This window comes from Oceanobacillus sp. FSL W7-1309 (assembly GCF_038002145.1).
Lineage (GTDB): Bacteria > Bacillota > Bacilli > Bacillales > Amphibacillaceae > Oceanobacillus > Oceanobacillus profundus.
This window is the reverse complement of the sequence record NZ_JBBOBX010000001.1, coordinates 43,454-61,970: the sequence shown is the minus strand read 5'-3', so window position 1 is coordinate 61,970 and position 18,517 is coordinate 43,454. Positions and strand designations below refer to the sequence as shown.

Annotated in this window: 18 protein-coding genes and 1 riboswitch; of the genes, 17 read left to right on the top strand and 1 reads right to left on the bottom strand. The window is 37.3% G+C overall.

Going from position 1 to position 18,517, the window contains the following annotated elements; genetic code table 11:
- Positions 1–22: 22 nt before the first annotated feature.
- Together NST46_RS00305 and NST46_RS00300 are read left to right on the top strand one after the other, a co-directional pair.
- Complete coding sequence (locus NST46_RS00305; protein WP_095310666.1) at positions 23–1,537, top strand: AbgT family transporter; 1,515 nt, start codon at positions 23–25, stop codon at positions 1,535–1,537.
- A gap of 97 nt (positions 1,538–1,634) precedes the next feature.
- A complete protein-coding gene (locus tag NST46_RS00300) occupies positions 1,635–1,874 on the top strand; it encodes an indolepyruvate ferredoxin oxidoreductase subunit alpha (protein WP_095310664.1) in 240 nt (79 codons plus the stop codon).
- A 493-nt stretch (positions 1,875–2,367) separates the two neighbouring features.
- On the opposite strand, the gene NST46_RS00295 is transcribed toward NST46_RS00300, so the two are convergent.
- Entirely contained in the window at positions 2,368–2,505 is a 138-nt protein-coding gene (locus NST46_RS00295; RefSeq protein ID WP_168927295.1) for a hypothetical protein, read from the bottom strand.
- Positions 2,506–2,690: 185 nt separating this feature from the next.
- Positions 2,691–2,800, top strand: a riboswitch (TPP riboswitch).
- A 137-nt stretch (positions 2,801–2,937) separates the two neighbouring features.
- Here NST46_RS00295 and NST46_RS00290 point away from each other — a divergent pair.
- The 15 genes from NST46_RS00290 (at position 2,938) to NST46_RS00220 (ending at position 18,511) form a co-directional block, all read left to right on the top strand.
- On the top strand, positions 2,938–3,534 hold the full coding sequence (locus NST46_RS00290) for a thiamine phosphate synthase (protein WP_095310662.1): 597 nt from the start codon (positions 2,938–2,940) through the stop codon (positions 3,532–3,534).
- On the top strand, positions 3,531–4,640 hold the full coding sequence (thiO, locus tag NST46_RS00285; protein WP_341136563.1) for a glycine oxidase ThiO: 1,110 nt from the start codon (positions 3,531–3,533) through the stop codon (positions 4,638–4,640). Before NST46_RS00290 ends, thiO begins: the two co-directional genes overlap by 4 nt.
- A 12-nt stretch (positions 4,641–4,652) precedes the next feature.
- Complete coding sequence (gene thiS, locus NST46_RS00280) at positions 4,653–4,856, top strand: sulfur carrier protein ThiS (RefSeq protein WP_118889920.1); 204 nt, start codon at positions 4,653–4,655, stop codon at positions 4,854–4,856.
- Positions 4,853–5,626: a thiazole synthase gene (locus tag NST46_RS00275; protein WP_341136562.1), complete on the top strand. Its 774-nt coding sequence runs from the start codon at positions 4,853–4,855 to the stop codon at positions 5,624–5,626. Before thiS ends, NST46_RS00275 begins: the two co-directional genes overlap by 4 nt.
- Positions 5,623–6,642 carry a ThiF family adenylyltransferase gene (locus NST46_RS00270; protein ID WP_303450483.1) on the top strand — a complete coding sequence of 340 codons (1,020 nt, stop codon included), beginning with the start codon at positions 5,623–5,625 and terminating at the stop codon, positions 6,640–6,642. The genes NST46_RS00275 and NST46_RS00270 overlap by 4 nt, the downstream gene beginning before the upstream one ends.
- A gap of 544 nt (positions 6,643–7,186) precedes the next feature.
- Positions 7,187–8,839: a glycoside hydrolase family 13 protein gene (locus tag NST46_RS00265; protein WP_339316507.1), complete on the top strand. Its 1,653-nt coding sequence runs from the start codon at positions 7,187–7,189 to the stop codon at positions 8,837–8,839.
- A 280-nt stretch (positions 8,840–9,119) separates the two neighbouring features.
- Positions 9,120–10,406, top strand: a complete 1,287-nt coding sequence (locus NST46_RS00260; protein ID WP_095310650.1) for a sugar ABC transporter substrate-binding protein — start codon at positions 9,120–9,122, stop codon at positions 10,404–10,406.
- Positions 10,407–10,478: 72 nt separating this feature from the next.
- Positions 10,479–11,762 carry a carbohydrate ABC transporter permease gene (locus NST46_RS00255; RefSeq protein ID WP_118889924.1) on the top strand — a complete coding sequence of 428 codons (1,284 nt, stop codon included), beginning with the start codon at positions 10,479–10,481 and terminating at the stop codon, positions 11,760–11,762.
- A 5-nt stretch (positions 11,763–11,767) separates the two neighbouring features.
- Positions 11,768–12,610 (top strand): sugar ABC transporter permease, encoded by an 843-nt coding sequence (locus NST46_RS00250; protein ID WP_095310829.1) that lies wholly within the window; start codon positions 11,768–11,770, stop codon positions 12,608–12,610.
- A gap of 40 nt (positions 12,611–12,650) precedes the next feature.
- A complete protein-coding gene (locus NST46_RS00245) occupies positions 12,651–13,667 on the top strand; it encodes a LacI family DNA-binding transcriptional regulator (protein WP_095310645.1) in 1,017 nt (338 codons plus the stop codon).
- Between the two features lie 188 nt (positions 13,668–13,855).
- Positions 13,856–14,314: a flavodoxin domain-containing protein gene (locus NST46_RS00240; protein ID WP_095310643.1), complete on the top strand. Its 459-nt coding sequence runs from the start codon at positions 13,856–13,858 to the stop codon at positions 14,312–14,314.
- 332 nt (positions 14,315–14,646) lie between these two features.
- Complete coding sequence (locus NST46_RS00235; protein WP_118889926.1) at positions 14,647–15,606, top strand: agmatinase family protein; 960 nt, start codon at positions 14,647–14,649, stop codon at positions 15,604–15,606.
- A gap of 131 nt (positions 15,607–15,737) precedes the next feature.
- A complete protein-coding gene (locus NST46_RS00230; RefSeq protein ID WP_341136561.1) occupies positions 15,738–17,039 on the top strand; it encodes a globin-coupled sensor protein in 1,302 nt (433 codons plus the stop codon).
- A 188-nt stretch (positions 17,040–17,227) separates the two neighbouring features.
- The gene (locus NST46_RS00225; RefSeq protein WP_187393169.1) at positions 17,228–17,482 is read left to right on the top strand and encodes a hypothetical protein; all 255 of its coding nucleotides are present in this window, start codon (positions 17,228–17,230) and stop codon (positions 17,480–17,482) included.
- A gap of 120 nt (positions 17,483–17,602) precedes the next feature.
- Entirely contained in the window at positions 17,603–18,511 is a 909-nt protein-coding gene (locus NST46_RS00220; RefSeq protein WP_303450501.1) for a DMT family transporter, read from the top strand.
- Positions 18,512–18,517: the final 6 nt, after the last annotated feature.

The window sequence follows — 18,517 nt, the reverse complement described above, 5'->3', positions numbered from 1 at the left end:
GAAAATAGAAGGGATGGATTTGATGGCAAGAGGACAAAAAAGGTTTGGCATGCAAAGTTTTTTGAACGGAATTGAAAGAGTGGGGAATAAATTACCGGATCCATTTATGTTGTTTGTCATTCTTGCAGGTATCGTTATCGTATTATCATGGGTAATCTCACTATTTAATGTCACGTTCACATTACCAGGTGAGTCTGAGGTGCTCGCTATAAAAAGCTTGATCTCAGCTGAAGGGCTGCAATATATTTTAACATCGATGCTGGACAATTTTGTTGGTTTTACACCATTAGGGATTGTTTTAGCGATGATGCTGGGAATTGGCCTGGCTGATAAGGTAGGGCTTTTAGAGACTGGAATAAAGAGTACGATTTTAAAGGCACCAAAATCATTGGTTACATATGCAGTGGTTTTCACTGGTATTTTGGGAAATATCGCATCTGATGCTGCGTTTGTTATTATTCCACCACTGGCTGCAATGGTTTTCTATAATATTGGCAGACACCCTCTCGCAGGACTTGCTGCAGGATTTGCTGGTGTGGGCTCCGGTTTTACAGCTAATTTAATGATTACTGGCACGGATGCATTGCTATCTGGAATTTCAACGGAAGCGATTCGTACTGTAAATCCAGATCTCTATGTAACACCTGTCGATAATTGGTATTTTATGTTGACATGTGTATTTATTTTAACTTTTGTTGGCGGATTTGTTACGGAAAAGATAGTAGAGCCACGCTTAGGTACCTATGCAGGTGGAGCAGCCAAAGAAGTAAAGGGAACAACTTCCTTGGAAATAAAGGGATTGCGTAATGCTGTGCTTGCGGGTGTTGCATATGTTGTATTAATTGTTACAGTAATTCTTATTCCTAGTTCCCCACTGACGAATGAGGAAGGCGGAATCATCCCTTCACCATTTTTATCTGGAATTGTGCCATTAATTTTGTTTTTGTTTATTCTAGTTGGTACGGTCTATGGGGTAACAGTAAAAAAGATTAAAAGCTCGAAGGATATCGGGACCTATATGGGAAATGCAATAAAAGACATGTCCGGATTTATCGTACTCGTATTTGCGGCAGCTCAATTTATCTCCTATTTCGAATGGACAAACATGGGAGCTTGGATTGCTATTAGTGGAGCGAACATGCTGGAATCCATTGGTTTAACAGGAATTGCTGTTATATTAGGGTTTGTTCTTTTAACAACACTATTGAACTTGTTTATATTTAGTGGATCTGCACAATGGGCGTTAGAAGCACCTATTTTTATACCGATGTTTTACTTTTTAGGATACAGTCCAGCATTTGTTCAAGCGGCATATCGAATTGCAGACTCATCCACAAACGTAATCACACCGATGAACCCGTATTTGATTATCGTGCTTGGATTTATGAAGGAGTATGATAAGAAAGCAGGAATTGGTACATTGATTGCATTAATGTTACCATATACGATTTTCTTTTTGATTACATTTACGATTCTTCTGTTAATTTTCTTCTACTTTGGAATTCCGTTTGGCCCAGGAGTAAGTGTTTATGTATAATGTTGTCGGAATTTCGAGTCAAATGGTTTACTTCAAGACGTTTAAGCATTATCATTTAATAGAGAGAAAGTGATGTATGTAAGGAGGTAAATCATAAATGGCTTTTGTAATATTGGATCCATGTGGACCGGAAAAGGCAGCAGAATGTGTGAGTGTCTGTCCGGTTGATTGTATAGAAGAGGGACCAGATCAATTTTATATTGATCCTGACATTTGCATTGACTGTGGTGCGTGCAAAGCAGTTTGTCCTGTTTCAGCGATCGAGGAGGAATACGATTTGACTCCTGATCAAGAAGTATTTTTAGAAAAGGCGGAAGAATTCTTCGCGAATAGATAGATTTATTGGATAGTAGACGAAATGTTCTAGAAGAAACGTCTATTTGTTCAACTAGCAGTGCTGTTAGATTGGCAGTGCTAAAAAATATGCATTATAAATAGTCAACCCCGCTATTCACAGTAAAGAGTCACGAAGTGTATCCGGCTGGGTTGACATTTGTATTTAGTGGGAAAAAATCGGGTAGCAATATGCGAGGTTTGTACTGTATTACAGTTGCGTTTGGAAGATTGAATCTCATTAAGCTTCCTGGTATACCTATTTCGCGCTCATGCTTATTGCTTTTCCCAAAGAAGATTGTTATCTACTCTAATTATGTTTACTGCGTCTATAACTTCATGATGCCAGGTGTTTTTCTTTTCTTTCATCGATGTGATATCCCCGCCCGCTTCAGTTTGTTATTCGATGTCTGATCCAACAGTTTTAACTAAAGAAGTAAGCATTTTTTCCATACAATTTAACTGTTCTGGACGCATCAATTGCGGAAGGTTATAGCTTACTTTTCATTTTTAACTTCTTCTGCCAAATTACTAGCAATCCACCGCTTTGCTGTCGTTTCATCAATTTCATATACTTTGCCTGCTCGCAGCAATTCACCATGATATGCTGTCTGTACGTTCATTTTTACTTTCATTATTTAAGACCTCTTTCTATTTTTTCTAGTTTTAGTATACATGAAAATGGTATTTTTTTGGTTCGAAAATAAAAAAGCTGTGTGAAATCTAGCCTGCAACTCGTCTTTAAACTGTATTATTTGAAAAATCCAGACTTTGCAAATTTTTCTATTTGTGGTAAAGTAATGATAAGTAAATACGTAGCGTTATTCACTAGGGGAACCCTTGATAAGGGCTGAGAAAAAAGTAGTTACTTTGAAACCCTCAAAACCTGAACAGGCTAGCACCTGCGTAGGAATGTGGCAAGGGCAAATTGTATTGTTAGTTTCATTATACAAATACGATACCACTTTCTGTGTGCAGGAAAGTGGTTTTTTGTGTGCATAAAAGCTGTAATTGCATTATTAGGTAATGATTCTTGATGAAACCTGAAAGAAAGGGGCGGGAGTTTGATGAAGCTAATTGCTGTAACCGCAGATAGCATGACTGTTGAAAAGCTAGCAGATACCATTATTGACATCATCGACGAGATTGATTTTCTCCAAATTCGTGAAAAGTCAAAAACAGCCCGTGAAATTTTGCAGCTACTAGATTATCTGCAAATGAATGGGGTTGATAAAGAAAAAGTAATTCTAAATGATCGGCTTGATATCGTACTGCTTAGTGACATCCCAAATCTTCACCTGCCAGAACATGGCTTACCAGTAAAAACAGTGAAGAAGCAATATCCGCATCTAAGGGTTGGTTGCAGTGTACATTCATTCGAAAAAGCGAAAGAAGCTGAAGCGGATGGGGCGGATTATATAATATTTGGTCATTGTTTTGAGACAAGCAGTAAAAGGGGAATACCTCCAAATGGAATTTTGCCAATTGAACGAATGAAAAGAGAAATTCACATCCCAGTTTATGGTATCGGAGGAATTTCATTGGAAGAGGTGCCGTTAATGAAACAGACAAAAGCAGATGGAATTGCAATCATGTCCGGTATTTTCCATGCCGATGCACCAAACGTGATGATAAAAAAATATAGGGAGGCAATTTCAAAGTGAAACAGCATTATGAAGTAGTCGTAATTGGTGGTGGTATTATTGGTTGTTCGATTGCCTACTACTTAGCGAAAGAAAAGGTTGATGTTGCGTTATTTGAAAAAGGACAAATTGGTTTGATGACTACAAGTGCTGCGGCTGGTATGCTCGGTGCTCATTCTGAAAGCAATGGCGAGGATACAATATTTTCGTTTGCCAGATCGAGTCAACAAGCATATCTCAGGTTGAAGGATGAGCTTTATCAATTAAGCGGCATTGATATCGGATACAAAGAAGGTGGAATATTAAAGCTTGTATTTTCAGATACAGATAAGTATCAGCTTACTCCGCTTCTGAAGCAACCAACTGCAGAATGGTTGGATAAAGAAGAAGTAAAGAAAAGGGAGCCATTGATTGCTCCAAATATATTAGGAGCAGCATATATAAAGGATGATGTGAGTGTTATACCAGAACAAACCTGTGAAAGCTTTGCTAAAAGTGCTCGAGCCCTTGGTGCATCCATTATGGAAAGCAATGGTGTTTATCAAGTGGAAAAGAAAGATGGCAACTATCTTGTCCGAACAATGCATGGTGATGTCGAAGCAAATTATGTTGTCTTTGCTACAGGTGTATATGGTAATGGGCTATTTAGGCAAATTGGATTAGATGAAGAGCTCATACCAATTAAAGGTGAAAGTTTAATCGTTCATAGTGAACAGCATGTATTAGAGCATACCCTATTTCATGAAAGCTGTTATATCGTTCCTAGAAATAATGGAAAGCTTGTTATTGGTGCAACCATGATCAAGAAGGATTGGAGTGATACTGTAAGCCTTGAAGGAATCAAGTTTTTAATTGAAAAGGCAAAAGCCATGCTTCCATCTGCAATCGAATGGAAAATCGATCACGTTCAGGCAGGCTTGCGACCAGGCACGTTTGATGGCAACCCATTTATCGGAAGGCATCCAGAGGAAGAAAGAATACTCATTGCTTGTGGGCATTACCGAAATGGAATTTTACTTGCTCCAGCAACCGGGGAAATGATTCGTGATTTTGTTGTTGGAAAAGACATAAATAACGGATGGATGCAGACATTTCGTGTAGATCGTCGTCAAAGCATAGTAGTTTAGGAGGTGATAAAAATGAAATTTCAGCTGAATGGGAAACAGGTGGAACTTCCAGAGGTAGTGGATTCAGTCGGAGAGTTGCTGGCACACTATCAATTACAATCTCGGATTGCTGTCGTAGAGGTAAATAAGGAAATTGTTATGAAGGAAGAATACGAAACAAAAAGGCTTTTCAATGGGGATATCGTAGAAATTATTCATTTTGTAGGAGGCGGATGATTATGTTAACCATTGCTAATCGTACTTTCCAATCTCGTTTATTATTAGGCACAGGGAAGTACCCATCATTTGAGGTTCAAAAAGAAGCAGTAGCAGTATCGGAAACAGAAATTTTAACGTTTGCTGTTAGAAGGATGAATATTTTTGAAGCAAGTCAGCCAAACTTCTTGGAACAATTGGACTTAACTAAATATACGTTACTTCCGAATACAGCTGGAGCAAGTACGGCCGAAGAGGCTGTTCGTATAGCGAAACTTGCAAAAGGGTCTGGTTTATGTGACATGATTAAGGTGGAGATCATTGGGGATAAGCGCACGCTTTTGCCAGATCCAATAGAAACTTTAAAAGCATCCGAAATGCTCCTTGAGGAAGGGTTTATCGTGCTGCCATATACGTCAGATGATGTTGTTTTGGCGAAACGTCTGGAAGATTTGGGAGTTCATGCTGTTATGCCAGGTGCAAGTCCTATTGGTTCGGGAAAAGGAATCATTAATCCTTTAAATCTAGCATTTATTATTGAACAATCCAATGTACCCGTAATTGTTGATGCGGGAATTGGATCTCCTAGGGATGTGGCATATGCAATGGAGCTTGGAGCAGATGGAGTGCTTTTAAATACTGCGGTTTCTGGAGCAAAAGATCCAATCAAGATGGCGAAAGCTGTAAAATATGCGCTGGAAGCTGGCAGGCTGGGGTATGAAGCGGGAAGAATAGAAGAAAAAGACTATGCAGTGGCAAGCAGTCCGACAACAGGGATGGTAGGAACGTGAAGACACGCTACTCTCGCCAAGAATTATTTTTAGGAAAGGAATCGCAAAAGAAAGTAGAATCTGGAAGTGTTATTATCATCGGAGCAGGTGCATTGGGTTCCAGCAGTGCAGAAATGCTTGCAAGAGCAGGTGTTGGTAAACTAACAATTGTTGATAGGGATTATGTTGAATGGAGTAATCTACAACGACAGCAATTATATAGCGAGGCGGATGTCCGGGATAAGCTTCCTAAAGCATTCGCTGCAAAGAAGAGGCTTGAGCAAATCAATAGTGGGATAGATATTAACAGTCTTATTGAAGATGTCCACGGTTTAAATATTGAAGAAATGATAAAGGGTCATGATGTTATTCTCGATGCTACGGATAATTTTGAAACGCGTCTAATCGTAAATGATGCAGCTGTAAAACATGACATTCCATTTATCATGGGGGCATGTGTTTCGAGTTACGGTTCCACATTTCCAGTTATTCCAAATGTCACACCTTGTTTGCATTGTTTACTAAATCATTTACCGGTGGATGGCATGACGTGTGAGACGGTAGGGGTGATCAGTCCAATTGTTCAAATGGTTACTGCAACACAAGTAACCTATGCTTTAAAAATTTTAACTGGAGCCCAGATATCGCCGGTGCTCAGGTCGCTTGATATGTGGAAGGATGAAAAGGCTGAAATAGATGTGACACGTCTTAAAAATAGCCATTGTCCAACATGTGGGGAGCAACCAACGTATCCTTACTTGAAATTTGAGAATCAAATGAAATCTGATGTGTTATGTGGAAGAGATGCGGTGCAAATTCGGCCTGCTACTTCAAGAGTGTTTGAATTAAACGTCTTCATGGATAGGTTAAAAGGAAATGCAACAAACCTATTAATCAATCCTTTCTTACTTTCCTGTGTTTTTGGGGAATTTAGGATTGTTTTCTTTCGGGACGGACGTGCAATTGTACATGGAACACATGATAAAAGAATAGCCCGTTCCGTTTACTCTCGACTTTTGCAGTATTATTCAGCGTAAAATAAGCGTTTCTTATAGCCTTGGACTTGACCGTGTGTTTAAAGTCCAGGGCTATTCAGTGTAAGTTCATTTTAATGTTCGTAAAGCTTTCGCTAGCCTCCAATATTTCACCCACCATTGATTAATTTTTCTATAAATGTGCAATCGTTTTCCTGTAATACTCCCTTATTTAAATGACATCTTTTTTTAGGTAATCTTGCTAAATAGCAATATTTAATCTAGATACTATTTAAAAACAATTGCCCTTTTATATTTATCGTGCTACTATTGTAATCGAAGCAATTAGTGCAAACGTTTTCGCTGGTGTTGCACAGTTGCAATAACTAGCTTTTTAATATTGTATGTGAAAGCACTTGAATTCATTGAGCACGTTAGTGAATTGAGTTGAAGGTTAAGAGCCCGGCAAAATCTATCAGAAATTACCATACGTCAGCTAATAGAAGGTATACGCTATGATAGAAGAGGTTTACCATTTTCTGCATTTTATCGACATGTGGAAACTTAAAAAATCATTTGAATCAGCAATAGAAAAAGGGGGATAAAAATGAAGAAGATATGGTGGAAAGAAGCAACCGCTTACCAAGTATATCCGCGAAGTTTTATGGACTCAAACGGAGATGGCATCGGAGATATCCAGGGAGTTATTTCTAAGCTTGATTACTTGAGGGAGCTTGGTATTGATGTGATTTGGATAAGTCCAATCTATCAATCTCCAAATGATGATAATGGTTATGATATTAGTGACTATCAGGCAATCATGGATGAATTCGGGACAATGGCAGACTTTGATCAACTACTTGAAGCCGCTCATCATCGTGGAATGAAGCTAATTATGGATTTGGTTATTAATCATACATCTGATGAGCATTCCTGGTTTATTGAATCACGTGCTTCTAAAGGTAATTCGTATCGAGATTATTATATTTGGCATCCAGGTAAAAATGGTAAAGAGCCGAATAATTGGGAATCTATCTTTGGTGGTTCAGCGTGGGAATACGATAAAGAAACAAAGGAATATTATTTACATGTGTTCTCCAAAAAACAGCCAGACTTAAATTGGGAGAACCCAATTGTCCGTGAAGAGCTGTACACAATGGTAAATTGGTGGCTCAATAAAGGAATTGATGGGTTTCGAGTAGATGCGATTTCCCATATAAAAAAGGTTGCTGGATTCCCAGACTTGCCGAATCCGAAAAAGATGAAATATGTTCCTTCCTATAAAGGTCATATGAATCGACCGGGCATTCAAGTTTTTTTAGAGGAATTGAAGGAAAAAACCTTTTCTAATTATGACATTATGACTGTTGGGGAGGCAAATGGTGTACGTATGGACGAAGCGGAAGAGTGGGTCGGAGTGGAAAAAGGGAAATTCGATATGATTTTCCAATTTGAACATTTAGACCTTTGGGGTAAGCATACCGATACAGGCTTGGATATACATGCCTTAAAGAAAACATTGACTAAATGGCAAAAAGGATTGGAAGGTATTGGATGGAATGCATTATTCTTAGAAAATCATGACCAGCCTCGTTCCATTTCAACATGGGGGAATAGTAGGGAATATCGTGTGGAATCTGCCAAAAGCTTAGCGACAATGTATTTTCTTATGCAAGGAACGCCATTTATATATCAAGGGCAGGAAATTGGGATGACGAATGTTCAGTTTCCATCCATTGATGATTATGATGATGTTGGGATGAGAAACTATTATCATGAAGAGCTGAGTAAGGGAACCCCCATTGAAAAAATCATGAAGGTAATTTGGAAAACTGGTCGTGATAACTCAAGAACTCCAATGCAGTGGACACATGAAAAGCATGCCGGTTTTACAAATGGAACTCCATGGATGAAAGTGAATCCGAACTATACGGAAATAAATGTGGAACAAGAAATTCAAAATCCAGATTCAATCTATCATTATTATAAAAAACTAATTAAGTTGAGAAAAGAGAATAGTGTTTTTATTTATGGGAACTACGAACTGATTTTAGAGAATCATGATCATGTTTATGCGTATACGAGAACATTGGATGATGAGGTTGTTATCGTAATAACCAACTTATTTGCGAAAAAGGTAGAAATAGAACTTCCAGCAGAGTTAAAGTCTATTAAGAAAGAATTACTTCTGTGTAATTATAATAAATTAGAAGAAAATGTATTGTGGCCATATGAGGCGAGGGTTTATCGGTTGTTGTAGCTTTTTGTACCAGAGGGGGACAAAAATCTGTATGATTGTCCTCTTTCAATAAATCTTAATGAATAACGTTTGCACAATATAAGCAAAAAAATAGGTGAGCAGATAAAATTATGAATATGTTCATATTATTTTTGCAACCGGTAACAAGAGCGATAATTAATTATATTTTGATATTGATATTTTCATAAAACAATGTATAATAAATACTATATAGTTGCGCAAACGTTTTCATTAAAAAGGTGAAAACGCTGCAAATTATAATTTTGGGGAGGGAAATTAGATGAAAAAGTGGTTGAGCATTAGTGTTTTATTTTTACTTATTATGGGAATTTTAGCAGCTTGTGGTCCAGATGATGCAGAACCATCAAATACAGATGGTGGGACGAATACGGATGCAGAAGCAGAGGGCGAAATGCCGGAAAAACCGGAAGCGCTTACGCTATGGGTTAATGCAGAGGAAAAACAGGAGGAAGCTGTAAAAGAAATAACTGATAAATACACAGAGGAGACAGGCATAAAGGTTAATATGGTTCCTGTTGATATGCTCGAACAAGTTGAAAAACTTGATGTGGAAGGGCCAGCTGGAAATGGACCAGACGTTATCTTTCAGCCACATGATCGAATTGGAGACCTCGTATTACGCGGGTTAGTTGACCCAGTCAATCTAGGAGATAAAGAAACAGAGTATACACAAACTGCATTGGATGCTGTTCAATATGATGGAGAATATTGGGGATATCCGGCAGTAATTGAGACATATGCCATGTATTATAATAAATCATTGGTTGATGAAGAAATTGAAACAATGGAAGATTTGATGGCAATTGCTGAACGGGATACGAATGCAAGTAATGATGAATTTGGTTTTTTAATGGAAGCAGCAAATTTCTATTTTGTCTATCCTTTCTTCTCTGGTAATGGTGCATATGTATTTGCAAACGACGCAGGAAATTATGATATTGCTGATATTGGACTAGCTAATGAAGGATCGATTGAAGGTGGTAACTTAGTTCAATCCTGGTTTGATAATGGTTATATACCACAAGATCTTACACCAGACATTATGAATGGATTATTCCAAGAAGGCAAAGTTTCATCTGTAATTAATGGACCATGGATGGTTCGTGATTATTCAGAGGCTTTAGGTGATGACTTAGCAGCAGCACCACTGCCAATACTCGATAATGGTGAAAACCCGAAATCATTTGTTGGAGTAAAATCGTATATGCTTTCCTACTACTCTGAGAATAAAGAGTGGGCTGAAGACCTGATGGCTTACATTACAAACTTTGATAATTCAATGACATACTATGATGTTGCTGGTGAAATTCCAGCACGTGACGATGCCATGGAGGACTCAATCATTGCGGATGATCCAATATTCTCTGCATTCGCTGAGCAAACAACATATGGAGAACCAATGCCTAGTGTTCCAGCAATGCAGCAAGTATGGGATCCAATTAATAATGCACTTAGTTTTATTTCTAAAGGTGAGCCTGTTGATGAAGTGTTAGAGGAAGCAGTACAAACGATCCAAGATCAAATTGCAGCTTCTGGAGCAAATTAATTAGAAAATAAATATATGGGAAGGGTTCTTCCCATATATTTATTTATGCCTTTTGCATGAGGGGGAAGACAAATGGCGAATAGTCAATCCAACAAAACTAGTAGAAATGTTGCTACATTGTTATCGATAGTTATTCCAGGTTTAGGTCAAATCTATAACCGGCGCTTTCTAAAAGGAATATTATTTTTACTTGTGGCTATCTCGTTTTTAATCACAACATGGGACCTTATTGATATAGGTATTTGGGGATTGTTTACATTAGGAACCATTCCACGAGAACACCACTCCATTCAATTGTTAATCCAAGGATTAATAGCTTTAATCGTACTCGCATTCGGCATCGCAATCTATGTTTATAACATTATGGATGCTAGAAAGGATGCAATTGCCCGTGCAGATGGAAAACCAATTCCAACACTATTAAAAGGAATCAAAAACTTTTATGATAATGGATTTCCGTACTTTATGATTTTGCCAGGACTATTGATGCTATTATTTGTTGTAGTTTTGCCATTATTATTCATGGTTAGCTTGGCATTTACCGATTATAATCAATACAATTCACCACCTCGGAATCTATTGAATTGGGTAGGGTTAGATAATTTTGCAGCATTAGGAAGTGTGAATATATGGAAGGATACTTTTTTAAGTGTATTCACATGGACAATTGTTTGGACTGTTGTTGCTACGACATTACAAATTGGTCTTGGTTTATTTCTTGCACTACTCGTTAATGACAAACGAGTTAAATTTAAACGTACTATTCGCACGGTACTGATTTTACCTTGGGCAGTACCTGCATTCGTATCCATCTTAATCTTTTCTGCATTATTTAATCCGACATTTGGGGCAATTAACCGCGATTTACTTAGTCAATTTGAAATCATGATTCCATGGCTATCTGACCCATTTTGGGCAAAAGTTGCCTTAATTATGATTCAAACCTGGCTAGGTTTCCCATTTGTATTTGCCCTGTTTACTGGTGTTTTACAAAGTGTGCCGCAGGATATGTATGAAGCCGCTGATGTTGATGGGGGAACGAGGTTCCAAAAGTTTCGACATATTACATGGCCGCATCTATTATTTGCAACTGCTCCACTTTTGATCATGCAATATGCGGGTAACTTTAATAATTTCAATATCATTTACTTATTTAATGAAGGAGAACCAGCAGTTCGTGGTCAAAATGCTGGAGGTACGGATATTTTAATTTCATGGGTTTATAAACTGACATTTGTAACGAATAATTATAATATGGCTGCAGCGATAACAATTATCATGGGATTACTTATCTCAATATTTGCCTTCTTTCAATTTAGAAAAACAGCAGCATTTAAAGAGGAGGGACGTTACTAATGGCTATGTCTACTAAGAAAAAATCAAAAATCGAAGTAGCGTTCATCTATCTGTTCTTACTAATTATGTTTATTATTATAGGCTATCCATTATTTTGGGCATTAATGATGAGTGTGAATCCTGGGTCGAATATGCTTGTAACCGAATTATTCCCAAGTAATCCAACATGGGAACATTATGCCTGGTTATTTACAAGCCCGAATAGTGATTACCTACTTTGGTATAAAAATAGTATGTATATTGCAGTTGTGAATTCTGTCGGTTCGGTGATTATAACGTCATTAATCGCCTATGCATTTTCACGCTATCAATTTATTGGTCGCAAATATGGTTTATATATGTTCTTGTTACTGCAAATGTTCCCAGCATTAATGGGAATGGTGGCTCTTTATATTTTATTAAATACAATTGGGTTAACAGATTCTCTTTATGGGCTGATGATCATCTATCTGGGAGGGCAAATTCCATTTAATGCTTGGCTTGTGAAAGGGTATTTGGATACCATTCCAAAAGAGCTGGATGAGGCAGCAAAGATAGATGGGGCGGGTCATTTGAAAATATTTTGGACCATTATATTGCCGTTAGCGAAGCCGATACTTGCAGTGGTTGCATTGTTTAATTTTATGGCGCCATTTATGGACTTTCTATTACCGCGTATTGTGTTAACAAGTCCAAGTAATTTCACATTGGCACTTGGATTATACAACTTTATTAATGACCAATTTTCAACAAACTTCACTCGATTTGCAGCTGGATCCATTTTGATTGCAGTTCCAATTGCTCTTGTATTTTTATTATTGCAACGATATCTTATATCTGGCTTGACATCTGGGGCAACAAAAGGATAATAATGATATAAATTCAATCTTTGAGATGAGGGTGGGAATAATGGTAACGATAAAAGATGTAGCAAAAGCAACTGGAGTAGCACCCTCTACTGTATCGAGAGTAATTGCTGATAATCCGAGGATAAGTGTAGAAACAAAGAAAAAAGTTCGTAAAGCGATGAAAGATTTAGGATACCATCCGAATATAAATGCTCGGAACTTAGTGGCCAAATCGACGAAAGCAATCGGGGTAATCATGCCATCATCTGCTGACAAAGCGTTGCAAAATCCATTCTTTCCCGAAATTTTACGAGGCATTGGTTCCGTTACACATCGTATGCAATACTCTATGACGCTTTCCAGCGGACAAACAGAGGAAGAAATTTTTGAGGAAGTACAGCGATTGGTCCACGGCAGCTATGTTGATGGTGTGATTTTACTTTATTCGCGATTAGAAGACCGTGTAACAAGTTTCCTGAAAGAGATGAAATTTCCATTTGTCATTGTTGGAAAGCCATACGAAAATATGAACGAAATTACACATGTAGACAATGACAATTTTATTGCTGGAAAGGAAATAACACAGCATTTAATTGAAAACGGTCATGAGAAAATTGCATTTATTGGAGGCTCAAGGGATCTATTTGTTACAATAGATCGTGAAGCAGGTTATAAAGCTGCATTGCAAGAAGCTGATTTAGAAGTTAGTGATCGTTATAAAATCCATACGGAATTCCTCAAATCTGGTGGGAGAGAAGCTGTGGAGACTTTACTATCACTAGACGAACCACCAACAGGGATAGTCGTAACAGATGATTTAATGAGTGTCGGGGTGCTTAGTTTGTTAGAAGAATCTGGTGTCCGAGTTCCGCAGGATATTTCATTAGTCAGTTTTAATAATGTGTACTTATCTGAAATTATTCGTCCAGCACTAACGACAGTTGATATACAAATACATGAACTTGGAGTCCAATCAGCTAAGGCTTTAATTGAAAAAACCGTTAATAAATCAGAACCAGTTAAACGAATCAGTATTCAGCACCAGATTGTTTATCGCGATTCGGTGAGTAAACAATGAAAAAGTGATCAGTTTTATATAGAGATACTTAATCCTATTGGACTAAGCATCTCTATTTTATTTGAAAAAAATGTATAAATGTAGTACATATGAACATTGATAAGTATTCTTAAACTATAATTGAAAATGATTATCATTATCGATTATAATAAAGGTGAAATAAAAAGGAAATACATGGAGGGAGTAGCATGAATAAGATTCTTGTAATTTGTTCTAGTTGTACAGGTAATACAGAAATGATGGCAAAAGCCATTGTTCATTATATACAGAAACAAGAACATCACGTTGTATACAAGTCATTTGAATTTGATGTAATTGACGTGAAGGAGCTGCTTGAATATGATTTGGTACTGATTGGAACACATTCTGCAGATGACGGTCAGATTCCATATGAAGCAGAGGACTTCTATAATGAACTGAATGAAGTCGATTTGACCGGTCGTTTAATTGGAGTATTCGGTTCAGGAGAATCTTTTTATGATGTGTTTTGTGAATCGATTGAACTGATGGGAAATCATCTGGAGCACCTTGGAGCAAAGCTTGTCCCTGATCGATTAAAGGTCGAGCTTGAACCAGATGATGACGATTTAATCCGATGTGAAGCTTTTGCTGAAAAAGCATGTTCCATGATTGATGAGGTTCTGTAATGATAAAAAATCAACCAATATATAATATTAGATAACTATTTTTCAATAATGAACTATATTTCGGTCGCGATTGAAGATATATTCATTTCGTGATCGGCATATTCCTACAAATAGATAATCTAATTCATCACATCATTTTAATTAACTAGCGAAATGCCCACTTACTAATCCAAAAGCTGCAAATAAATTTCATAATTATTTGATTTTGCACATAACCCTAACATGATAAGAAATTTTATGTTTCACATGAAGAATTTAAGGTAAAAGTTATGATAAAGGTCTATGACCAATAGGATAAAGTCACAGATATGAAATAGGTTAGGAGAGATAGAGTGAGGAATAATAAAATCTATGGGAATACTCCTTGTTATTTAGGTGGAGAAAAAGTTAGTTTAGGGGATAATAGTTTTAAAGACAAAGATGTTCTTGTTTACGGTGTACCATGGGAAGGAGCGGTTACATGGGGAGATTACACTGGATGCGAACTTGGTCCAAAGGCGATACGAATAAATTCAGCACGCTATTCAGGCTACTTACCTGAATTGAATCATATCGATGTATTAAGTCATTATAAAATTGGTGATTTAGGTGATGTAGATGTTGTCCCGGCAGATACAGCAGAAACGATGAATCGAATTGAAAGTTTTGCAAAAAAGGTATGGAAGACGGAAAAGTTCCCAGTTGTTTTTGGTGGAGACCATGGGATTACGTATCCAATTGTAAAAGCTTTAAGTGAGGAAGTAGATGGCGAAGTCGGAATCATACATCTTGATGCGCATTATGATAATTATCCCGATTATAATGGTGACTTATATGCAAGAAGTACACCATTTCACCGAATTTATGAAAGTGAAAGTGTACGAAATGAAAGTATTGTTCATATGGGGATTCATGGCCCGAGAAACCAACCAGAGACAGGTAAATATGCAAAGGAAGTCGGTGCAGCAACGATTTCTGTAAGAGAAATTCGACAGGCTGGAAATCAGTTAACCGATTTAGCAAAGCAAGCATACGACATTGCAAGTAAGGAGACAGATGCAGTTTATTTAAGTATTTGCAGTGATGTACTTGACTTTGCCTTTAACCCTGGTGGTCCAGTTGATGGTAATGGGCTTACTTCTTTTGAACTATTAGAACTCATTCATGAATTTGCCAAACTTGGAGTCAGAGGAATGGACTATGTGGAGGTCTACCCACAGCAAGATCCAAATGATAACTCCTCCCACTTTGTAACGTATGCCGTGCTATATGCGTTGGCAGGGAAGATACTAGGTGGTGACGGTCAAACTTAATACAACAGTATCAATCGCTTCTTACTTTGTGAGAGGCGATTTTTATTTCCGATTATTAGATTAAACATCAATGGTTTTGTATCCGATATAAAGGATAAGTTTAAAAGCATGGGTAGAAAGTAGGGGGCAACATGTTTGTTAAAAGAAAACAAAGAAATGATGCTGTTTTAGTCGAATGGAGTAAGCAAATGGACCCTAAGATACAAATAGAAACAGGGTCTGATTTAGAGAAGCAATTAAAAATGTTGGATTTTTCAAGGGAAGATTTTGCAATTGCACAGGTGTTAAAGCCTTATATAGAGGCTGAAAATCAGTTCGTTGTTGAGGGATTTTATAAAAATCTAGAATACAACCAAGATTTAATTAAAATCATTGAAAAGAACAGCTCAATTGAAAGACTGAAGAAAACATTACGTACCCATATCGTTGAGATGTTTTCTGGTGAGATGAATGATTCCTTTATTAAGAGAAGAAAGATAATCGCCCATATCCACGTAAGAATCGGACTTACACAGAAATGGTATATTGCATCCTTTCAAAAGCTCTTTGATGGGTTAATCGATATCGTACAAAAAAACTTCGAAAATACGGCAGATCAAATTTTAGCAATTAAGGTTATCAATAAGTTGCTGAATTTGGAACAGCAGATTGTTTTAGAGGCGTACGATGAGGAAGTAATGCGAATCAAGGATCAAGATGTACAAACAAAAATGAACATAGTTCAAACATTAGAGGAAAACTCTACGGAACTTGCAACATTGGCTGAAGAAACAACAGCTTCCATTGAAGAAATGATTGCACAAGTAAATGTCATTACTTCTAATTCGAAAGCGGATACACAATTTGCAGAGGAAGCAAAAGAAGCAGCCGCAGAAGGAAAATCTCGTTTAACAGTCATGAATCAATCTTTGGAAAATATGCAGCAGAGTACTACAAAGGTAAATGAAGATATGGCAAACTTAGAAAACACATCCACACAGATTAAGGACATTATTGAAATTGTGAAGTCGATTGCAGACCAAACAAATCTTTTAGCATTGAATGCGTCCATAGAGGCAGCGAGAGCTGGAGAGCATGGACGCGGCTTTGCAGTTGTTGCTGAAGAAGTAAGGAAGCTTGCAGAGCAAACTGGAAATTCTGTTACAAACGTGACAGAACTTGTTACGTTAACGAATGAACAGATCTTTAATAGTGCTTCTTCTTTACAGGAAGTTCAACAATTTCTAACCAATGTAAAGGGGCAGATGGCAAATACTGAAGCCGCGTTCCAAAAAATTGATAACACTATGGATAAAACGAAAAACAGTAATGAAACAATTCAAACTGATCTTGAAGTATTTGAACAGGGCATAGAAGCAATTGAACAATCGGCAGTTACAATTTCCGGGTCCGCAGATAACTTAAATAAAATGATGGAAGAATGTTTACTTTAGAAGGCTCTGGGGTTCCTATGTTCTTTAGGGGAATCCTTTTTCCTTTGACTGTACTGTACATATTTTAGCTTCACTGTCTCAAAATTGTACAGATAATAATACCTATTTAATTATCTTAAATTCATACTAATTACACTTGTGAAATGGTGCACGAAAAGCGTAAACTAGCAGTATAGGAGGGGGATGTGTTGACCCAGGAAATGATTAACGAGTTGTTAGCGGCCATCACATTGTTATTAGAGGATTTGAAAGATATACAAGAAAATAGCTATCATATGGATCAATTATTTAATCAATTAGAATCTGATATAAATGATGTTGAGATAACAATCCTTGGCTTAGAACAAAATGCGCAGAATCTGGATGAAAGACTTGCTCAAGTACTTCAATGTATGATGAGCAAAGCAAGAGACAACACAACAAACTTTAAAGCAATTAGCTAAAAGCGTGCAACTGCAGGCTTATTTTTTTTGCGAAAATACGATGCGGGGACATTTTCCTTGGTTCTACCCACTGTCTCTGCTAGCATAAGCTGTAAGAATTATTCGAAATGGGGAACAATGGTGGGGAAATTTTTAAATCGGATACAGGAAAATAAATTTGTTTTGTGGAGCTTAATACTAACGATAACAGTTATTTGGGGATACGCATGGGTGCTCATGAAGGAGTCTCTTAATTTTATGGGACCCTTTGTATTTTCTTCTTTTCGATTTGGGATAGGGGCTGTAACGCTCTTGTTAATGGTAGTTTTTCTAAAAGTTGGTTTTCCTCCAAGAGAATCATGGAAGCACCTCCTTGTAGTTGGCTTATTACAGACAGCAATTGTGTTTCTGCTTGTTATGTTTGCTTTGAAATTTGTCGATGCTGGAAAATCGTCTGTACTCCTTTATTCCATGCCGATTTGGAGCAGTATCCTGGCGACAAAATTTTTGCATGAAAAAATCACGCCGGCCAAGCTAACTGGTTTGTTTCTAGGGATGCTAGGACTGTTAGCAATTCTCGGTGGGGACATTTGGATGGGGCAAGATATCGGGGTCATATTTGGAGAACTATTAATAATTATTGCTGCTATATCGTGGGGGATATCGAATGTTTATTATCGTCTTCATGTCCAGCACCTATCGAAAATACAAGCGACAGCATTTCAGATGCTGTTTGGGGCAATCGTTATTCTCATAGTAACGCTTTTTATGGAATGGGGGGAACCTATCCAATTTAATGCAGTAAGTGTTTATTATATTCTATTCACAGGTATACTGGCATCCGCACTTTGTTTCTTCGTTTGGTTTGTTATAATTAGTGTGGTGGATATCGTAACTGCAACACTATCAACCTTGCTTGTCCCATTATTTGGGCTCTTGTTTAGCAGTTTCTTCTTAAATGAAACGATGAGTTTTAGTATGATTATTGGATTTATCTTCATTATTTTTGGTATTGCCGTAGCACAAATAAGGAAACCCCGGCGTGTATAACGTCTC